General features: G+C 73.5%; 15 protein-coding genes. 7 read left to right on the top strand and 8 right to left on the bottom strand.

The window, feature by feature from the left end; genetic code table 11:
- Positions 1–431 (bottom strand): alcohol dehydrogenase catalytic domain-containing protein (locus tag D455_RS0100025; protein WP_040684181.1); only part of this gene is annotated, 431 nt, incomplete at its 3' end.
- Positions 432–676: 245 nt separating this feature from the next.
- A complete protein-coding gene (locus D455_RS0100030; protein WP_017568711.1) occupies positions 677–1,438 on the bottom strand; it encodes an SDR family NAD(P)-dependent oxidoreductase in 762 nt (253 codons plus the stop codon).
- A gap of 108 nt (positions 1,439–1,546) precedes the next feature.
- Between D455_RS0100030 and D455_RS0100035 the strand changes: the two genes are divergently transcribed.
- Complete coding sequence (locus D455_RS0100035; RefSeq protein WP_152486972.1) at positions 1,547–4,774, top strand: AfsR/SARP family transcriptional regulator; 3,228 nt, start codon at positions 1,547–1,549, stop codon at positions 4,772–4,774.
- On the opposite strand, the gene D455_RS0100040 is transcribed toward D455_RS0100035, so the two are convergent.
- The 4 genes from D455_RS0100040 to bla form a co-directional block, all read right to left on the bottom strand.
- Positions 4,771–5,580 carry a peptidoglycan recognition protein family protein gene (locus D455_RS0100040; RefSeq protein WP_017568713.1) on the bottom strand — a complete coding sequence of 270 codons (810 nt, stop codon included), beginning with the start codon at positions 5,578–5,580 and terminating at the stop codon, positions 4,771–4,773. The two genes, D455_RS0100035 and D455_RS0100040, sit on opposite strands and share 4 nt — an antisense overlap.
- Before the next feature lie 325 nt (positions 5,581–5,905).
- On the bottom strand, positions 5,906–7,015 hold the full coding sequence (locus D455_RS0100045) for a phosphatidylinositol-specific phospholipase C domain-containing protein (protein WP_017568714.1): 1,110 nt from the start codon (positions 7,013–7,015) through the stop codon (positions 5,906–5,908).
- Between the two features lie 141 nt (positions 7,016–7,156).
- Positions 7,157–7,507, bottom strand: coding sequence for a DUF3817 domain-containing protein (locus D455_RS0100050; RefSeq protein WP_017568715.1), 351 nt, complete (start codon positions 7,505–7,507; stop codon positions 7,157–7,159).
- A 203-nt stretch (positions 7,508–7,710) separates the two neighbouring features.
- On the bottom strand, positions 7,711–8,649 hold the full coding sequence (bla, locus tag D455_RS0100055; RefSeq protein WP_017568716.1) for a class A beta-lactamase: 939 nt from the start codon (positions 8,647–8,649) through the stop codon (positions 7,711–7,713).
- Between the two features lie 205 nt (positions 8,650–8,854).
- On the opposite strand from bla, the gene D455_RS0100060 reads away from it, so the two are divergent.
- Positions 8,855–9,748, top strand: coding sequence for a LysR family transcriptional regulator (locus D455_RS0100060; RefSeq protein ID WP_017568717.1), 894 nt, complete (start codon positions 8,855–8,857; stop codon positions 9,746–9,748).
- Complete coding sequence (locus tag D455_RS0100065; RefSeq protein WP_017568718.1) at positions 9,745–10,644, top strand: serine hydrolase; 900 nt, start codon at positions 9,745–9,747, stop codon at positions 10,642–10,644. Before D455_RS0100060 ends, D455_RS0100065 begins: the two co-directional genes overlap by 4 nt.
- A 39-nt stretch (positions 10,645–10,683) precedes the next feature.
- Here D455_RS0100065 and D455_RS0100070 read toward each other — a convergent pair whose 3' ends face one another.
- Positions 10,684–11,550, bottom strand: coding sequence for a TIGR03620 family F420-dependent LLM class oxidoreductase (locus D455_RS0100070; protein ID WP_017568719.1), 867 nt, complete (start codon positions 11,548–11,550; stop codon positions 10,684–10,686).
- 241 nt (positions 11,551–11,791) lie between these two features.
- Positions 11,792–12,688, bottom strand: coding sequence for a LysR family transcriptional regulator ArgP (locus tag D455_RS0100075; RefSeq protein WP_017568720.1), 897 nt, complete (start codon positions 12,686–12,688; stop codon positions 11,792–11,794).
- 73 nt (positions 12,689–12,761) lie between these two features.
- Here D455_RS0100075 and D455_RS0100080 point away from each other — a divergent pair, with 73 nt between their 5' ends.
- The 4 genes from D455_RS0100080 to D455_RS0100095 form a co-directional block, all read left to right on the top strand.
- Positions 12,762–13,382, top strand: coding sequence for a LysE/ArgO family amino acid transporter (locus tag D455_RS0100080; RefSeq protein WP_017568721.1), 621 nt, complete (start codon positions 12,762–12,764; stop codon positions 13,380–13,382).
- A 379-nt stretch (positions 13,383–13,761) separates the two neighbouring features.
- The gene (rhaI, locus tag D455_RS0100085; RefSeq protein WP_017568722.1) at positions 13,762–14,940 is read left to right on the top strand and encodes an L-rhamnose isomerase; all 1,179 of its coding nucleotides are present in this window, start codon (positions 13,762–13,764) and stop codon (positions 14,938–14,940) included.
- A gap of 152 nt (positions 14,941–15,092) precedes the next feature.
- On the top strand, positions 15,093–17,129 hold the full coding sequence (locus tag D455_RS0100090; protein ID WP_026122159.1) for a bifunctional rhamnulose-1-phosphate aldolase/short-chain dehydrogenase: 2,037 nt from the start codon (positions 15,093–15,095) through the stop codon (positions 17,127–17,129).
- Positions 17,126–18,608 (top strand): rhamnulokinase (locus tag D455_RS0100095; protein WP_017568724.1); only part of this gene is annotated, 1,483 nt, incomplete at its 3' end. The genes D455_RS0100090 and D455_RS0100095, both read left to right, overlap by 4 nt.

The raw sequence follows: 18,608 nt of genomic DNA on the forward strand, positions 1-18,608 counted from the left end.
TGGCCGGCGGCGACCAGGGTCTTCTCCGCGAACGCGCCGATGCCCAGCGCCGGGGACAGTTCGGTGCCGTCGGTCAGCGTCATCCTCTGGTCGGCGTTGTGCGTGTCGAAGCAGTACTGGTGGCGTCCCCTGCGGCAGGCGCGGCAGTCGCCGCACACCGCGCGCCAGTTGAGGATCACGTGGTCGCCCGCCTCGACGGTGGTCACTCCCTCGCCCACCGATTCCACCACGCCGGCGGCCTCGTGTCCGAGCAGGAAGGGGAACTCGTCGTTGACACCGCCCTCGCGGTAGTGCAGGTCGGTGTGGCACACCCCGCACGCCTGCACCCTGACCACGGCCTCGCCGGGCCCCGGATCGGGCACGACGATCGTGGTGAGTTCCACGGGCGCTCCCTTGGTACGGGAGATCACCCCTTGTACCCGCTGAGACATCTTCGCTCCCCACAGGTGGGCCGGAAACGGCATCGGTGCGTGCCGCTTCCGGCACCATTCCCCACCCGGAACGCACCTATCCCGGAAGGCCGCGTGCGACTCCGCCGTCCCGCCCCCGGGAGTGCCTCAGACGGTGGGAGAGGGCGTCGACGACGGGGAGGCCGTGGGGTTCCGGCTTCGTACCCGCCCTGGACGCGCGGTGGCGTCGGCGCGGCACCCGTCCGCGCCGACGCCACCGGGAGGCGCTAGAGGGACGTGCTCAGGCCCAGGCCCAGACCGCCGTCCACGGGAAGTTCCGCGCCGGAGGTGAAGGTGGCCTCGAACCCGAGGAAGAGCACGGCACGGGCGACCTCGGCGACGGTGCCGTGGCGGCCCATCGGCGTCGCCTCGTCGCCCACCCGCATGAACTCCTCGCGTTGGGCGTCGGTGAGCCCGCCGATCCCCATGGAGGGAGTGTCGGTGAAACCGGGCGCGACCGTGTTGACCCGGACGCCACGCGGCAGCAGCTCCGAGGCCAGCACCCGGCTGAAGCCGAGCACGGCCATCTTGGACCCCGTGTACACGCTCATCCCCGGTGTACCGGTCACGTCCGTCACCGACGTCGTGAACACGATCGCCCCGCCGTCGGCCACCAGCGGCGCCAGCCTCTGCGCGGTGAAGAAGGCCCCCTTGGTGTTGACCGCGAACATGCGGTCGTAGGACTCCTCCGTCACCTGGTCGAACGGCGCGACGTCCGAGGTGCCCGCGTTGACGTGCAGCAGGTCGATCCCGCCCAGCGCCGAACGCACCTCCTCGACCAGAGCGTCGGTCTCGGCCGGGTCCGTCACGTCGGCGCGCACCACGTGTACCCGCGTCCCCCACCGACCGCGCGCCTCCTCCAGGTTCCTCCCGTCGCGCCCGGTCAGCAGGACGTCGGTTCCTCCGTCGAGGAGCGCCTCGACCACGCCCCGCCCGATGCCGTGCGTTCCGCCGACCACCACGGCCCGCTTGCCCTCGTAACGACTCATCGTTCCCACCTCGTCCTCCGTCGGAGGGGACGGCCCCGTGCCGTCCCCCGCGCCATCACGATGGCGGCCACCGCCACGGGTTCCCCACGGGACGGCTACGGTGACCGTGTGCGTTTCGGAGTGCTGGGCCCGTTGGCCGCGTGGACCGACGGCGGCGAGCCGGTCCACGTCCGCGACACCAAGGTCCGCGCCCTGCTGGCGTCCCTGCTGCTGGCACGGGGACGGCTGGTGCCCGCCGACCGCCTCGTACGCGACCTGTGGGGCGACACCCCGCCCTCCCGGCCCACCGCGGTCCTCCAGGCCCGGATCTCCCAACTGCGCGGCACCCTGGAACGCGCCGAACCCGGAGCCCGCGCCCTGGTTCGCCACCGTGCGCCCGGTTACCTGCTGGCGGCCGACGACGTCGACGCCGCCCGCTTCGAGGACCTCCTGCGCGGGTCCGCGCGAGCCGCGGACCCGCGCGAACGCGCGGACCTGCTCACCCGGGCCCTGGACCTGTGGCGCGGCCCCGCACTGGCCGAGTTCGCCGACACCGAACCGGCCCTGTCGGCGACGGCCCGCTGGGAGGAACTGCGGGTGACCGCCCTGGAGGACCGGGCCGAAGCCCGCCTGGAACTGGGCGAACACGCCTCGCTCGCCGCCGAGTTGGCGGACGCGGCCGACCGTCACCCCTACCGCGAGCGCCTGCACGCCGCCCGCGTCCGCGCCCTCTACGGGGCGGGCCGCCAGGGGGAGGCACTGGCCGCCTACGAACAGCTGCGTTCCCGTCTGGCCGACGAGATGGGGATCGACCCGGGACCCGCGCTGGTGGCCCTGCACCGGGCCGTCCTGGCCCAGGACCCCGGACTGGACCCCGCGCGGCGCCCCGCGTCCCGGGGCGGCGCCCTGACCCCTCCTGAGACGGGTCCCCGGGACCCCGCGACGGCACCTCCCGCCCCCGGAAGAGCCCCGACCGCGCACCTGCCCGCACCGGTCGGCGACCTGGTCGGGCGGGAGACACACCTGCGAGCGGTGACCTCCCTGCTGAACACCCAGCGGCTGGTCACCCTCACCGGTCCCGGCGGGGTCGGCAAGACCCGTCTGGCCCTGGCCGCGGCCCGCGACCTCGCCCCCGACACCGCCCGGTTCGTGGAACTCTCGGGGATCCTCCCCGGAGGCGACCCCGTCACCGCCCTAGCCTCCGCCCTCGGAGCCCGCGACGACTCCGCTCCCGGTTCCGCTCCGCACGAGCGGATCGCCGAACTCCTGCGAGGCCGACACGCCCTGCTCGTGCTCGACAACTGCGAACACGTCGTCGCCCCCGCGGCGGACACGGTCGCCCGCCTCCTGCGGGCCGTGCCCGACCTGCGCGTCCTGGCCACCAGCCAGGCGCCCCTGGACGTGACCGGCGAGCACCTGTACGCGGTACCGCCGCTGGACCTGCCCGCACTCGGTACCGGCGACCCGGAGACCCTGGCACTGTCCGGGGCGGTGCGGCTCTTCACCGCACGCGCCCGGGCGGTCTCGGCCTCCTTCCGGCTCACCCCCGACACCGCCCCCGCCGTCGCCGCGGTCTGCCGGCGTCTGGACGGTATCCCCCTCGCCCTCGAACTGGCCGCCATCCGGCTGCGCCACATGGGCGTCGCCGACCTGGCCGCACGCCTGGACGACCGCTTCGCCCTGCTCGACGTCGGCCGCCGCGACGCGCCCACGCGCCAGCGAACCCTGCGGGCGATGGTCGACTGGAGCTGGGAACCCCTCTCCCCGCCCGAACGCGCCGTGCTCGGCCGCCTGGCGGTACACGCGGACGGCTGCGACCTGGCCACCGCCGAGGCGGTGTGCTCCGACCCCGACACCGTTCCCGCCGGGAAGGTCCTGGGACTGGTCGCAGCGCTCGTGGACCGGTCCCTGGTCGTGGCCGCCGACCACCCCTCCGGAACCCGCTACCGGCTGCTGGAGTCGGTGGCCGCCTACGCGCTCGAACGGCTGGAGGAGGCCGGGGACACCTCCCGGGTCCGTGCCCGGCACGCCGCCCACTTCGCCGACCTGGCCGAACACGCCGACGAACGGATCCGCGGCGGCGACCAGGGCCGCTGGCTCGCCCTCCTGGACCGCGAGTCGGCGAACCTGTGCGCGGCCCTGGCCTTCGCCCGGGAGCAGGGGCGGGCCGGTCTGGCGCTGCGCCTGGCCGAGGCCATGGTCTGGCACCGGTACCTGCGCGGGCGCTCCGGCGAGGCGCGCGCCGCCCTCGACGACGCCCTGTCCCTGCCCGGTGCGCCACCCGGGGCACGGGCACGGGCGCGGGTGTGGCGGGCCGCCCTGGCGGTGCCCGCCACCGAGGACGACCGGGAACGGCGCGCGACCGTCCACGAGGACCTGGCGGGTGTGGACGACCCGGTCGCGCACGCCCGACTGACCTGGTTCAACGAGTACGCGCGGTGGGGCCTCGGCGATCCGGCCCGCGCGACGGCCCTGGTGGAACGGGCCCACGACGCCTCCCGGATCGCGGGTGACGTCTGGGGCACGGAGGTCGCGCGGACCACCCTGGCCCAGGCGGCGTTCGCCCGGGGCGACCTCGCCGACGCCCGCTCCCTGGCCGAGGAGGGAGAGCGTGTCCTGCGCGGACTCGGTGACCGGTGGGGGATCCTCCAGGCCTCCGACATCCTGGCGCAGGACGCGGAGGCGCTCGGTGACCTGGCCGAGGCCGCCCGGCGCCACGGGGAGGGCCTGCGAAGCGCCGAGGAACTGGGGCTGTGGAGCACGGTCTCCCTCAAGCTCTCCGGGATGGGCCGGGTGGCCCTGCTCGACGGTGACCTGGACCGGGCCGACGCGCTGCACACCCGGGCGCTGGAGGTCGCCGAGGAGCACGCGGACGCGGTGGGCGAGCAGTTCGCCGACGCCGGGATCGCCCTGGCCGCCCGGCGCCGGGGCGACCTGGAGCGGGCGGAGCGGTCACTGCTGCGTCGCCTGGAGTGGAACCGGCGCGCGGACGGCCGGACCGGCACGGCGTTCATCCTCACCCAGTTGGGGTTCGTCGCGGAGCAGCGGGGTGAGGCGGACACGGCACGGGAGCTGCACGGGAGGGCCCAGGCGGAGGCCGAGCGCGCCGGGGATCCCCGTGCGGTCGCTCTGGCGCTGGAGGGGCGGGCGGGGGCGTACGCGCTGGCCGGTGAACGCGACCGCGCGCTGGAACTGCTGGGACGGGCCGCCGACCTGCGGACGCGGGCCGGCGCGCCGCTGGTCGGGGCCGAACGCTGGGACGTGGACCGGATTCTGGGAAGGCTGGGCCGCGCCGTGAGTGACGCTGGGCGGGGAAGCGTCCTCACGGGCGGCGGCAGCGGTCGTGACGGGTACTAACGGGTGAAGTCGTCCGGGCCCCTGGCGGGACCGTGGTGGAACACGCGGTCCGGCTCGTCGTCGGGCACGGGCGGGTAGCTGGGGCCGCCGTCGGCTGGCTCCCGGCGTGCGGCGAGTTCCACGACCGTTGGCGCCATCGCCTCGGCGACGGCCTCGCGCAGTTCCGGGAGCATCCCGTACAGCACGTCACCGGGGCACGCGGTCGCGTTGAAGTCGCGGTGGCCCAGGATCCTGCTGTACGGATCGAGCCCGTAGGCGCCGCACAGCCAGGCCAGGGTCGCCACCAGCGCGTCGGTCAGGGCCGTGGTGGGTCCCTGCGACATGTAGAGGCCCTCGTTCTCGATACCGATGCAGGTGCTGTTGTGGTTGGCCACGTGGGCGCCCATGACGTGGCGGCCCCCGCGGATGGCGGCGAAGCTGCGGTCGCGGCCCTCCATGATGTGGCCGCCGCGGCTGATGGTGAGCTGCTGTCCGGTGTCGAGCCACCCGTTGGTGTCCATGTGGTAGCTCTGGATCGCTCTGGACAGGGTGTAGGCGTGGCCGAGCGAGTAGTCGGTGCTGTTCTCCGTCGCGGTGTGGTGGATCAGGATGTAGCGGGGTGGAGCGTCCATGACCTGGATTCGTCCCGCGGGCGGACGTGCGCTCCAGTCGGCGCGGCTGTGCAGGGTCGGTTCCGCCACCTTGGCGGAGGCGTGCGCGGGGCCGCCCATGGTGAACGCCCCGCCGAGGACCGCGGCGCCGGAGGCCACGGCCGCCCCGTGCAGGACGGTGCGTCTGTTCGGACCCGCCCGGTGGATGTTGGTCATGGTGATCCTTCCTGGCTCGTGTGGTGACTTGCCAGTCCGTGCGGAACGCGGACCGCCCGCGGTGCGCGCAAGGGCGACGTCGTGCGTTCTCCGGCCGGAAGCGGCCGGAGGTGTCAACCCCGACCCATGAGCGGACACGGGTTGGTGCGTACAAGGCAGCGGAGAAACGATAGAAGAGGAATGTGCGTTTTCCGCAGTTCCATCCCCGCCTTTTGGCGCCCCTTTTCCGATGTCCTCGACGAGTCTTTTCCGAACCGCCGTGGGGGGAGGACGAAAAAGGGGCCGCGGCCCCCGGCCGCGGCCCCACCGGGACTGCGCGTTCCGTCTAACGCGTGTCGGAATTGTGCGGCACGACCATGGAGAGCACCCCGGGCAGGCCCGCCCAGTCACTGGTGACCGTGGTCGCGCCCGCCTCCGCGAGCTCGGTGACGCGGGCGGCGGCCTCCTCCTCGGAGGGGGTGCGCGAGTCGATCGGCGGGGACACGGCGTGGGCGTCGGTCATCACCAGGAGGTAGTCGTTCTCGCCGTACCACGAGGTGTCGATGCCCCCGGTGTAGGCGGGGGCGCCTCCGTCGAAGACCACGAACCACGGGCGCAGGTCCTCCGGGTAGCGCTCGCGCGGGTCACCGCTCCGGGCGCCCAGCACGGCCGGGAACGCGGCCGCCTCGTCCAGGGACCCCTCCGCGGCCAGGTCGCGCAGGTGCGTCGCGTACTCCTCGTCGGTCCACAGGTCGTCGAAGGGATTGCCCTGTTCGAAGGTTCCCGGGGTCAGGTAGACGATGACCTTTCCGGCCAGGGCGTCTCGGGAGGGGGATGCTGTGCCGGAGGCATCCGTTGAGGGTGCCCCACCCTCCGCGAAGCGGCTTCCGGGCGGTGGAGGGAGACGGGAGGGCCACCCGTCGGCGCGCACGGCCTCGTCCAGGGTGGCGTGGTCGCCCAGCAGGTCGCCGGGGCGCAACAGCGCGTCGCCGAGGATCGCGCCGGTGAGTCCGTCGAACTCGGCGGGGCCCAGGCCCGACACGGCGTGGAATCCCTTCTTCAGCTCCACCTTGAGCAGCAGCGGCCGGTGCCCGGGGTTGGCCTCGTGCCAGGTGCGCACGTCGCGCAGGCAGTCGGCGAGATCGCCGTCACCTCCCTGGCGCAGTCCGTCGGGGGCGGAGGCCCCGGCACAGTTGTTGTTCTGGCCGACCAGGTCGTGGTTGACACGCCAGGAGCCGAACCACTCGTCGGTCCACACGTCCAGTTCCAGGAGTCCGGCACCCGAGTCCAGGGCGTCGGCGAAGTAGGGGAAGGTACCCGTCTCGTAGGCGTTGTGCACACCCACGGACGTGGTCTGGGAGAGGGTCGGCCCGGCGGCCGAGGCGGGGGAGGGGAGGGCGGTCAGGGCGAGGACGAGCGCGCCGCAGGTGAGTGCGGCCGTGCGGGCGGGGGGCATGGGGGTCCTTCCGCGCAGGGGATCACTGGCTGCCGTCAACCCAACACAGGTGACCGCCCGCACGCGAAGGGCGCTGTCCCGGAACATGGCGCGGGGCCCAACGGGACGTGAAGTTCCGTCGGGCCCCGCGCGGGGTTCCGGTCAGGCCACGGGCTCGGGAGTCCGGCCCTCGTCCCGGTTCCGGGGGGTCATGCGCCCGCTGCGGTGCAGCCACCAGTCCGCGGCCAGGGTGCCCAGGGGAGGCACGGACGCGGCCAGCGCGACGAGGGTCGGCCACGGGCGCCAGCGCAGGTGGAACGCGGTCACCAGGGTGACGGCCACGTAGGCCATGAAGGCGCCGCCGTGCAGGGGGCCGAAGAGGTGCACGCCCGCCTCGCTGCCGCTGCCCAGGTACTTGACGTACATACCGCCCAGGAGGCCGATCCAGGTCAGGGCCTCGATGACCGCCACCACACGGAAGACGGTCGCTGTGACGCGGGGACTGATGCTCACGGTGTTCCTCGGACTCGCTCTGGCTGGACACGGCGGCTCCGGACCGGGCCCGGAACGCTCCCAGGCTAGGACACGGTTTCGGGTGTTCCGCTCCGGGGCGGGTGGTGTCGAAGCGCACGTCCGGAACGCCTCGCGTGCCGGTGCGCACACCCCCGGGCGCGGGCACGCGGGCCTTTCCGCCGCGTGCCCGCACCGCGCGACCGCTAGCCCAGGGCCTCCACGACGACCTCGGCCGCCTCGGCGACCAGTGCGTTGTCGTACTCGGCGTTCTCCTCGTCACGGCTGGACATGACCGCCAGGACGATGGGCTCGCCCTCCGGGGGCCACAGGACGGCGATGTCGTTGCGCGTGCCGTACCCGGCGGCCCCCGTCTTGTCACCGACCTCCCAGCCCTCGGGGACGCCGGCGCGGACGAGTTCGTCACCGGTCGTGTTGTTGACGAGCATGTCGGTGAGCACGGAACGCTTCTCCTCGGGCAGCACGTCCCCGAGCGTGAACTCCCGCAGGCTCTCGGCCATGGCGTGCGGCGTGCTCGTGTCCCGGTCGTCCCCGGGCGCCCAGTCGTTCAGCCCCGGTTCCACGCGGTTGGCCTCGATCACGTCGTCGCCCATGGCCTCCATCGCGTCGTCGAAGGCCTCCGGGCCGCCGAGTTCCTCGAACAGCAGGTTGGCCGCGGTGTTGTCGCTGTAGCGGACGGCGGCGTCGGTGACCTCCATCAGGGTCATCCCGGTGTCCACGTGCTGTTCGGTGATCGGCGCGTACTCAAGCAGGTCGTCCTCGGTGAAGGTGACGACCTCCTCCATCTCCTCGGGCGTGTTCTGGTCGAGTACCAGCGCCGCCGTGAAGGCCTTGTGCGTGGAGGCGTAGGCGAACCGCTCGTCGGAGCGGTGCGCGACCTCCTCCCCCGTGCCGGTGTCCACCGCGTAGACGCCCAGCCGCGCGTCGAACTCCTCCTCCAGCCGCTCGAACTCCGCGGCGAACTCGGCGGAGAGGTCGGCGGAGGCACCTGAGGCGCCCGAGGCCGCCGACTGCTCCGCGGCCGGGGCCGCCTCGGAGCCGGACGCCCCGCAGGCGGTGACGGGGACGAGGGCGAGCGCGGCCAGAGCCGCGACTCCGGTACGCCGTGTGGGTGAAAGCAACATGTCTTCGCACTTCCTGTCCTGGGTGGGCGCGTGGAGCAGCCGTAGCGGACCGCTCGGTTCGCGGCGGGGGACCGCTCCGAAACACCGGCACCACGCGCGCCGCCACCCCGGTCGGGTGGCCTCGCACCACAGTCTGACCAGCGTCAATGATGCTGTCCAAGACAGAAACGGCTGGTTCCATGTGAAAACTGCATAGCCTGAGGTCATGGATCTCGTTGGCGCCTGCAAGGCGTTCGTGAACGTGGGCGAGAGGGGCAGTTTCACCCTCGGGGCCGCAGCCGCGCGCATACCCCAGCCGGTCGCCAGCAGGCGCATCGCCGCCCTGGAGAGGCACCTGGGCGCGCGCCTGTTCGACCGCTCCGCCCGCCGGGCGACCCTCACCCAGTTCGGCCGCGACATGCTGCCCTCGGCCAGACGCCTGGTCCAGCTGGCCGAGGAGATGGAACACGACGCCGAGCGGGCGGTGCTGCGGCCCCTGCGCCTGGCGGTCCCCGACGTCTGCGCCACGCGCGACCTCGCCCTCCTGGGCGCCGAGGCCCGTGAGGAGGGCATCCACCTGGAGTTCCGTTCCGCCGCGCCCGCCTCGCGGGCCGAACTCCTGGGTTCCCGGGAGGTCCGTGCCGCCCTGGCGAGCGTGCCGCCGGGCGAGGCCGCCTGGTCGGTCCCGCTGGGTCTGGCGGGTGCGGGTGAGGCACGGGTCAGGGTCGTCCACCTGGAGACCCTGCGCCTGTCCCGTGACCGGCTCCCCTCGCGGGGCCGCCGCGTCTGGCTCCAGCCCGAGGACGACGTCCCCCACGTGCGCGATCCCCTGACCCGGATGCGCGACGCCGTGGGACTGCGGCCCGCACAGGTCACCGTCACCGCCTCCCTGGCCTCCGCCGCCGCCGAGGTCCTGGGCTCGGACGACCTCCTGCTGTGCTCGCTGCGGCAGGCCGGGGAACTGGGGCTGCACTGGCGTCCGACGGGCGGGATCGACCTCGCCCGCGGCTACGATGTGGCCGCCGACACCGGGGACGAGGCCGAGCGCCTGCGCACGCTCCTGGGAGGGGCGATCGCCCGCTGCCTGGGAGCGGAGGAGGAGAGGGGGAGACCCGCGTGAGCACCACGGCCCTGGTCCGCGACCTGGGACGCGAACTCGACGAGGGAGGACTACGTGGCTCGTTCCTCGTCCGGGACCTGGACAGCGGTGAGGAACTGGGCATCGAACCGGACCTGGAGTTCTCGACCGCCTCGCTCGTCAAGGTCCCGCTCGCCATCGCCACGCTCGAACGGATCCGTGCGGGGCGGATCGACGGCGCCGAACAGATCCTCGTGCGGCCGGGCAGGGGAGAGGCACCGGTCACCGGGCTGAGCCGGTTCCGCCACCCGGCCCGGATCAGCGTCGAGGACCTGCTCTACCTCAGCGTGTGCCTGAGCGACAACACGGCCACCGACGCCCTCTTCGCACTCACCCCGCCCGAACGGGTCGCCGCGTCGTTGCGCGCGGGCGGGCTGCGGGGGATCACCGTCCGGAACACGATGCGCTACCTCGATGACACCCCGGCCGACCGGCTCGGCCCCGACGGGGTGCACCTCGCGCACTCACTGGCCATCAGTGGGAGCACGGCGGGACGGGGACACCACATCGAGCAGCTCGACGTCACCCGGGCCAGTTCCGGCTCCGCGCGAGCGTTCGCCGACCTCCTCGAAGCGCTGTGGCGCCCCTCCGCCATCGACACCGGCGTGGCCGCCCGGGTGCGCGAGCTGATGGGCGCCAACCTCCTGCGCCACCGGCTGGCACCCGACTTCACCTCCGACGTCTCCCGGTGGTCCTCCAAGACCGGGACCCTGATCAACCTGCGCCACGAGGTCGGGGTGGTCGAGCACGCCGACGGCCAGGCCTTCGCCGTCGCGGTGCTGACCGAGTCGCGCGTGCCCGCCCACCACCAGCCGGGGGCCGAGGCGCTCATGGCCCGGGTGGCGCGGGCCCTGCACGACCACCTGCGCGCGCGGTAGCCGCGGGATGCCCCGGCCTCCGGGAGACCCCGAACGGCCTCAGCCGCGGGGCGTGAGCCCGAGCGCGGGGGCGAGCCGGGCCAGTACCGCCAGGAGGTCGCCGTCATCGGCCAGCGGCTGGACGGCGACGTGGTCCGCGCCCGCGTCCAGGTGCGCGCGCAGCTCCGCCGCCGCCGACTCCGGTTCGCCCTGCGCGACCATGGCGTCCACGAGCGCGTCACTGCCCCCGTCAACGAAGTCCTCGTCGGAGAAGCCGAGGCGCCGGAAGTTGGCGAGGTAGTTGGTCAGACGGTTGTCGACGTAGACGCTCAGCCCCTCCCGGGCGGTCCGCCGGGTCCGCGCGCGGTCGTCGCCCAGCGCCACCTTGTGCTCGGGCGCCAGGAGCGGACGGTCGCCGAGCGCCTTGCGCGCGCCGCGCGTGAACTCGGGACTGACCAGGTACGGGTGGGCGCCAGCGGCGCGTTCGGCGGACAACCGGAGCATGCGCGGTCCCAGGGCGGCGGTCACCCGCCGGTCCTCGGGCACACCGCCCGCGTCCAGGGCGTCCAGGTACTCCACCACCGCATGGAAGGGCTTGGCCGCCTCGGGGCCGTTCGCCTCGCGGTGCCCCGCGCCGATGCCGAGCAGGAACCGGCCCGGGTTCTCGGACTCGATCCGCCGGAAGGACGCGGCCACCGTCTCCGCGTCGGCGCTCCAGATGTTGACGATGCCGGTCGCGACCGCGAGCCGCGACGTCGCCGCCAGCGCCGTGGACGCCAGGTCCAGGTCGGCGTCGGGGGAACCGCCGATCCACACGGCGCCGTAGCCCAGGCGTTCGATCTCGGCGGCCGTCTCGGCGGTGAGGTCGGTCCTCTTCACCCACACCCCGTAGGTCCCCAGATCGACGGAGGTAGCGCTCAGACTCATGGCGTTCCCTGCTTTCCTGGTCGTGGCTTCGAGCCGGTCGTTCGCGAGTCCGACGGAGCCCGGGGCCTGGGCGTGGCCGCCCCTTCCTGACGGTGGTGTCGGCGGAACCGCCGTCCCCCGTGGCCCGCTGATCGGACACGGGTGCTCTCCTACCCAGCGCGCGTGCGGTGCACCGGTACCCCGTCCCCGGGTTCGTCGGGCACGGGTCCTCGGCCCTGCCTCCACAGCAGGACGTGCGGCACTACAGCGGGTGCAGGTGGGCCGCGGCGCCCGCGCGCACGGCCTCGGAGACCCGGTCCAGGACGGGGGAGCGCAGGTTCCACCGCTGCCAGTACAGGCGCACGTCCACGGGGTGGTCCGGGGCCAGGGCCACGAGCTGGCCCGAGGCGATCCGCGCCGAGCACTGCGGTTCGGGGACCACACCCCACCCGAACCCGAGCAGCACGGCCCGGGCGAAGTCCTCCGACGCCGGGATGTGGTGCCGGGGGCCGGACGGCTCGCGTCCGGTGAACTCGCGCAGGAACCGGTCCTGGAGGTCGTCCCTGCGGTCGAAGTTGACCACCGGGGCGCAGGGGAGCAGCGCGGGGTCCGTCCGGCCGCCGAGGTACTCCCGGTCGAAACCCGGACTGCACACCGCGCGGTAGCGGATCGAGCCCAGCCCCACCACGGTGCACCCCTGGACGGCCTCGGGGGTGGAGGTCACCGCGGCCATCACCGTTCCCGAGCGCAGCAGGGAGGTGGTGTGCTCCTCGTCCTCGCGGTGGATCTCGAACACCGCGCCCAGGTCGGCGGGCAGGTCCGCCAGCGCCTCCAGGAACCACGTGGCCAGGCTGTCGGCGTTGACGGCCAGCGGCACCGACACCCGGCCCCGGTCCTGCTCGCCCAGCCGGAGCTCGGCGGCGGCGTCCTCGTCCAGCAGCAGCACCTGGCGGGCGTAGCGCAGCACCACGTCCCCGGCGGCGGTGGTGCGCACGGGGTTGGTGCGCTGCACGAGGACCTTGCCCGCGGTCTGCTCCATCGTCCGGACCCGCTGGGACACAGCCGAGGCCGTCACGTGCAGCCGCCGTGCGGCGGCCTCGAAGGTGCCCTCGTCCACCAGGGTCGTCAGGGTGCGCAGATGGTCGAACTGGAACGGCATGTTAAGCCTCTCTCAGGGATCCTAAGAAAGTTTAGCTTTACTGCACATGGTGCGCGGACCTAGCGTGCCAACGGTGAACGCGACACTTCTTCCCGCCCTGCTCGGCTTCGGCACCGGCCTGGCACTCATCGTGGCCATCGGCGCCCAGAACGCCCACGTCCTGCGGATCGGCATCGAGGGCCGTCCAAGCACCGTCCTGCCGGTGGTGCTGGTGTGCTCCCTGTCCGACGCCGTGCTCATCACGGCCGGTGTCCTGGGCATCGGCGCCCTCGTCGAGGCCGCTCCCCTCGCCGTCGTCGTGGTACGCCTCCTGGGCGCCGCCTTCCTCATCGTCTACGGGGTGCTCGCGGTACGGCGCGTCCTGCGTCCCGGCTCGCTCGTGGTCGGTGGCGCGCGCACGGACGGCCGGAGGGCGGCCGTGGTGACGGCGCTGGTGCTCACCTGGCTCAACCCGCACGTGTACCTGGACACGGTGGTCTTCCTGGGATCGGTCGCCAACCAACAGGAGGGCGTCGCGCGCTGGTGGTGGGCTGCGGGCGCGGTCACGGGCAGCTTCACGTGGTTCTTCGGCCTGGGCTTCGGCGCGCGGCTGCTGCGCCCCCTCTTCGCCAGACCGGGCGCCTGGCGGGTCCTGGACGCGCTCATCGCCGCCGTCATGCTCACCCTGGGCGTGCGCATGGCCCTCGGCGCCTGACGGCCCGTCTCCGCCCGACACCGGGCCTCCTCCCTCCTGCCCACCCGGACGCCGGGCGGCTCTTCCCACGCTGGTCCCGGGGAGGGCCGCCCGGCACGTTCACGGGCCACGTCGCTCCGAGACGACGGTCTCCGCGTGGCGGGCCCCACGTCCGGGGGCCTCCCAGCGGCGTCCGGGCCTCCTTCCGAGGGGCTGTTCATGCCCTGTTTATAAAACGTTTCAAGCACAGAAGCCCCAGGTAGTCAGGGGTCTCCGTGGGGGAACCTTGACATGTGAGAAGAGCTGGGGGTAGTTTCAGCGAAACCTGAGTGAAACGATTCAATGGACCTCCTCGCCGGTCGGACCGGCAGGTGTGCCCTCCCCGAACGGAGCCTCACCCGTGGCAGCACTCCCCGAACGCGGCGCGGACGCCCTGGCCGTCCTGCGACGCCAGCACATCGAACTCCCCTCCTGGGCCTTCGGGAACTCCGGCACCCGGTTCAAGGTGTTCGCACAGCCCGGCGTCCCCCGCGACCCCTGGGAGAAGGTCGCCGACTCCGCCGAGGTGCACCGTCTCACCGGAGTCGCCCCCACGGTCGCCCTGCACATCCCCTGGGACCGGGTCGACGACTACGCCGCCCTGGCCGCCCACGCCCGTGACCTGGGCATCGGCATCGGCACCATCAACGCCAACGTCTTCCAGGACGACGACTACAAACTCGGCAGCGTCACCAACCCCGACCCGGCCGTACGCCGCAAGGCGGTCGACCACCTGCTGGAGTGCGTGGACGTCATGGACGCCACCGGTTCGCGCGACCTCAAGCTGTGGTTCGCCGACGGCACCAACTACCCCGGCCAGGACGACCTGCGCGCCCGCCAGGACCGCCTCGCCGAGGCCCTCTCCCGCGTCTACGACCGGCTCGGCCCCGACCAGCGCCTCCAACTGGAGTACAAGCTCTTCGAGCCCGCCTTCTACGCCACCGACGTCCCCGACTGGGGCACCGCCTACGCCCACTGCCTGGAGCTGGGCGAGAAGGCCGTGGTCTGCGTCGACACCGGCCACCACGCCGCGCACACCAACATCGAGTTCATCGTCGCGTTCCTGCTGCGCGCCGGGAAGCTCGGCGCCTTCGACTTCAACTCGCGCTTCTACGCCGACGACGACCTCATGGTCGGCGCCGCCGACCCCTTCCAGCTCTTCCGCATCATGTACGAGGTCGTACGCGGCGGCGGGCTGGACACCGACACCGAGGTCGCCTTCATGCTCGACCAGTGCCACAACATCGAGCCCAAGATCGCCGGGCAGATCCGCTCGGTCATGAACGTGCAGGAGGCCACCGCCAAGGCCCTGCTCGTGGACACCGACGCGCTCGCCACCGCCCAGCGCGAGGGTGACGTCCTGGCCGCCAACGCCGCCCTGATGGACGCCTACAACACCGACGTGCGTCCCATGCTCGCCGACCTGCGCGCGGAGCAGGGCCTGGACCCCGACCCCATGGCCGCGCACGCCCGCTCCGGCTACGTCGCGCGCGTCGCCGAGGAGCGCAGGGGCGGCACCCAGGCCGGGTGGGGCGCGTGAAGCGGCCCGACGAGCCCGGACCGCCGGACGCCGGGACCGCCGACCGCCCGGAGGCCGGAACCGGAGCGGCGGAGGCGTCCGCGACGAACGCGGGCACCGGGCCGCCCACACCAGCCACCCCACAGCACCGCAGCACCGAACAGGGAGACACCATGTCCGACTCCGTCGTCGAACAGCTCCTCGCGCGCAGCAACACCCTCGGCGCGGACCCCCGCAACACCAACTTCGCCGGGGGCAACACCTCCGCCGCGGGCACCCGCACCGACCCCGTCACCGGCCAGCCCGTGGACCTGCTGTGGGTCAAGGGCTCCGGCGGAGACCTGGGCACCCTCACCGAGGACGGCCTGGCCGTGCTGCGCCTGGACCGCCTGCGCGCCCTCGTGGACGTCTACCCCGGCGAGGAGCGCGAGGACGAGATGGTCGCCGCCTTCGACCACTGCCTGTTCGGCAAGGGCGGCGCCGCACCCTCCATCGACACCGCCATGCACGGCCTGGTCCGCGCCGCGCACGTGGACCACCTGCACCCCGACTCCGGCATCGCCCTGGCCACCGCCGCCGACGGCGAGCGCCTGACCCGCGAATGCTTCGGCGACCGCGTGGTGTGGGTGCCCTGGCGCCGACCCGGCTTCCAACTCGGCCTGGACATCGCCCGCATCGCCGAGGAGAACCCCGACGCCATCGGCGCCGTCCTGGGCGGCCACGGCATCACCGCCTGGGCCGAGACCAGCGAGCAGTGCCAGGCCAACTCCCTGGAGATCATCCGCACCGCCGAACGCTTCCTGGCCGAGAACGGCCGCCCCGACCCCTTCGGAACCGCCCTGGACGGCTACGGCGCCCTGCCCGAGGCCCAGCGACGCGAGCGCGCCGCCGCCCTGGCCCCCGTCATCCGCGGGCTGGCCTCCACCGACCACCCGCAGGTCGGCCGCTTCACCGACAGCGACGTGGTCCTGGACTTCCTGGCCGGGTCCGAGCACCCCCGCCTGGCCGCACTCGGCACCTCCTGCCCCGACCACTTCCTGCGCACCAAGGTCCGCCCCATGGTGCTCGACCTGCCCGCCGACGCGCCCCTGGAACAGGCCGTCACCCGGCTGCGCGAACTGCACGAGCAGTACCGGGACGAGTACCGCGCCTACTACGAGCGCCACGCCGACGCCGACAGCCCCGCCATGCGCGGCGCCGACCCGGCGATCGTGCTGGTCCCCGGCGTGGGCATGTTCTCCTTCGGCAAGGACGCCAAGACCGCGCGCGTGGCGGGCGAGTTCTACGTCAACGCCATCAACGTCATGCGCGGCGCCGAGTCCGTCTCCACCTACCGGCCCATCGAGGAGTCGGAGAAGTTCCGCATCGAGTACTGGGCACTGGAGGAGGCCAAGCTCGCCCGCATGCCCAAGCCCAAGCCGCTCGCCGCCCGGGTCGCCCTGGTCACGGGCGCCGCCAGCGGTATCGGCAAGGCCGTCGCCACCCGTCTGGCCGCCGAGGGCGCGTGCGTGGTCGTGGCCGACCTGGACGCCGACAAGGCGGCCGAGGCCGCCGCCGAACTGGGCAGCGCGGACGTGGCCGTGGGCGTGGCCTGCGACGTCAGCGACGCCGACGCGGTCGCCCGCGCCTTCGGCGAGGGCGCCCTGGCCTTCGGCGGGGTGGACCTGGTGGTCAACAACGCCGGACTGTCCATCTCCAAGCCGCTGCTGGAGACCACCGAACGCGACTGGGACCTCCAGCACGACGTCATGGCCAAGGGGTCCTTCCTGGTCTCGCGCGAGGCGGCCCGCGTGATGACCGCCCAGGGCATGGGCGGCGACATCGTCTACATCGCCTCCAAGAACGCCGTGTTCGCCGGGCCCAACAACGTCGCCTACTCCGCCGTCAAGGCCGACCAGGCCCACCAGGTGCGGCTGCTGGCCGCCGAACTGGGCGGTGAGGGCATCCGGGTCAACGGCGTCAACCCCGACGGGGTGGTGCGCGGCTCGGGGATCTTCGCCGGGGGCTGGGGAGCCCAGCGCGCCAAGGTCTACGGGGTCAGGGAGGAGGACCTGGGCGCGTTCTACGCCCAGCGCACCATCCTGGGCCGCGAGGTGCTGCCCGAGCACGTCGCCAACGCGGTGTTCGTGCTGACGGCCGGGGAGCTGTCACACACCACCGGCCTGCACGTCCCCGTGGACAGCGGCGTCGCCGCCGCGTTCCTGCGATGAGCGCCGCCGACGCCTCCGGGAGCACGCGGGTCCACGCGGCCGTCGACCTGGGCGCCTCCAGCGGACGGGTCATCGCCGGGAGGGTCGAGGACGGTCGGCTGCGCACCGAGGAGGTCGCCCGCTTCCCCAACGGGCCGGTCACCGTGCCGGCCGACGGCCGCGCCACCCTGCACTGGGACGTGCTGGCGCTGTACGCGGGCGTGGTCGAAGGGCTGCGCCGGGCCGCCGGACCCCACGGGCTGGCCTCGGTCGGCGTGGACTCCTGGGCGGTGGACTACGGGCTGCTGGACGCCGACGGCGCCCTGCTCGGCAACCCCGTGCACTACCGCGACGCCCGCACCGAGGGGGCGCCCGGGCGGGTGTTCGCGCACCTGCCCGCCGAGGAGCTGTACGCGGTCAACGGCCTCCAGGTGCAGCCGTTCAACACCGTGTTCCAGCTCGCCGCCGCGTCCGGCGGCGCCCAGCTCGCGGCCGCCCGCGACCTGCTGCTGGTGCCCGACCTGCTCGGGTACTGGCTGACGGGGGAGCGGGTGGCGGAGCTGACCAACGCCTCCACCACCGGGCTGGTGGACGTACGCGAACGCCGCTGGGCCGACGCGTGCCTGGACCTGCTGCGGGAGCGCTTCGGCGTTCCGGCACGGGACCTGCTGCCCGGACTGGTCGAACCCGGAACCGTCGTCGGCGCCGTCCGGGACGGGGGAGCGGCGGGAACGCCGCTGGTGGCGGTGGGCTCGCACGACACCGCCTCGGCCGTGGTGGCCGTGCCCGCCGACACGCGCCGCTTCGCCTACGTCTCCTCGGGGACGTGGTCGCTGGTGGGCGTGGAGCTGGACGCCCCGGTCCGGAGCGAGGCGAGCCGGTCGGCCAACTTCACCAACGAGCTGGGCGTGGACGGGACGGTGCGCTACCTGCGCAACGTCACCGGGCTGTGGCTGCTCCAGGAGTCGCTGCGGGTCTGGCGTGAGCGCGGGCGCGAGGTGGACCTGGCCGCACTGCTGGAGGACACCGCGCGACTGCCCGCGCTGGGGTGCGTCGTGGACGTGGACGATCCCCGGTTCTCCCCGCCGGGGGACATGCCCGCACGGATCGCCGCGTTCGCCGCCGAGACGGGGCAGCGCGCGCCGGAGACCGACGCCGAGGTGGCGCGGTGCGTGGTGGACTCGCTGGCGTTGGCCTACCGGCGTGCGGTACGTCAGGCCGCCGAGCTGAGCGGGACGGACGTGGAGGTGGTCCACGTGGTCGGCGGGGGATCGCGCAACGCGCTGCTGTGCCAGCTCACGGCCGACGCGGTGGGTCTGCCGGTGGTCGCGGGACCCGCCGAGGGCGCCGCGATCGGCAACCTGTTGGTGCAGGCCCGTGCGGTCGGTGCCGTCCACGGCGGCCTGACCGACCTGCGCCGGATCGTGGCCGACTCCACCGAGCCGCGGCGCCACGAACCGACCGGAACGCAGGCCCCGTGGGAGGCCGCCGAGCGGCTGC

Origin of the sequence: Nocardiopsis halotolerans DSM 44410, assembly GCF_000341065.1 — a bacterium.
Taxonomy (GTDB): Bacteria; Actinomycetota; Actinomycetes; order Streptosporangiales; family Streptosporangiaceae; genus Nocardiopsis; species Nocardiopsis halotolerans.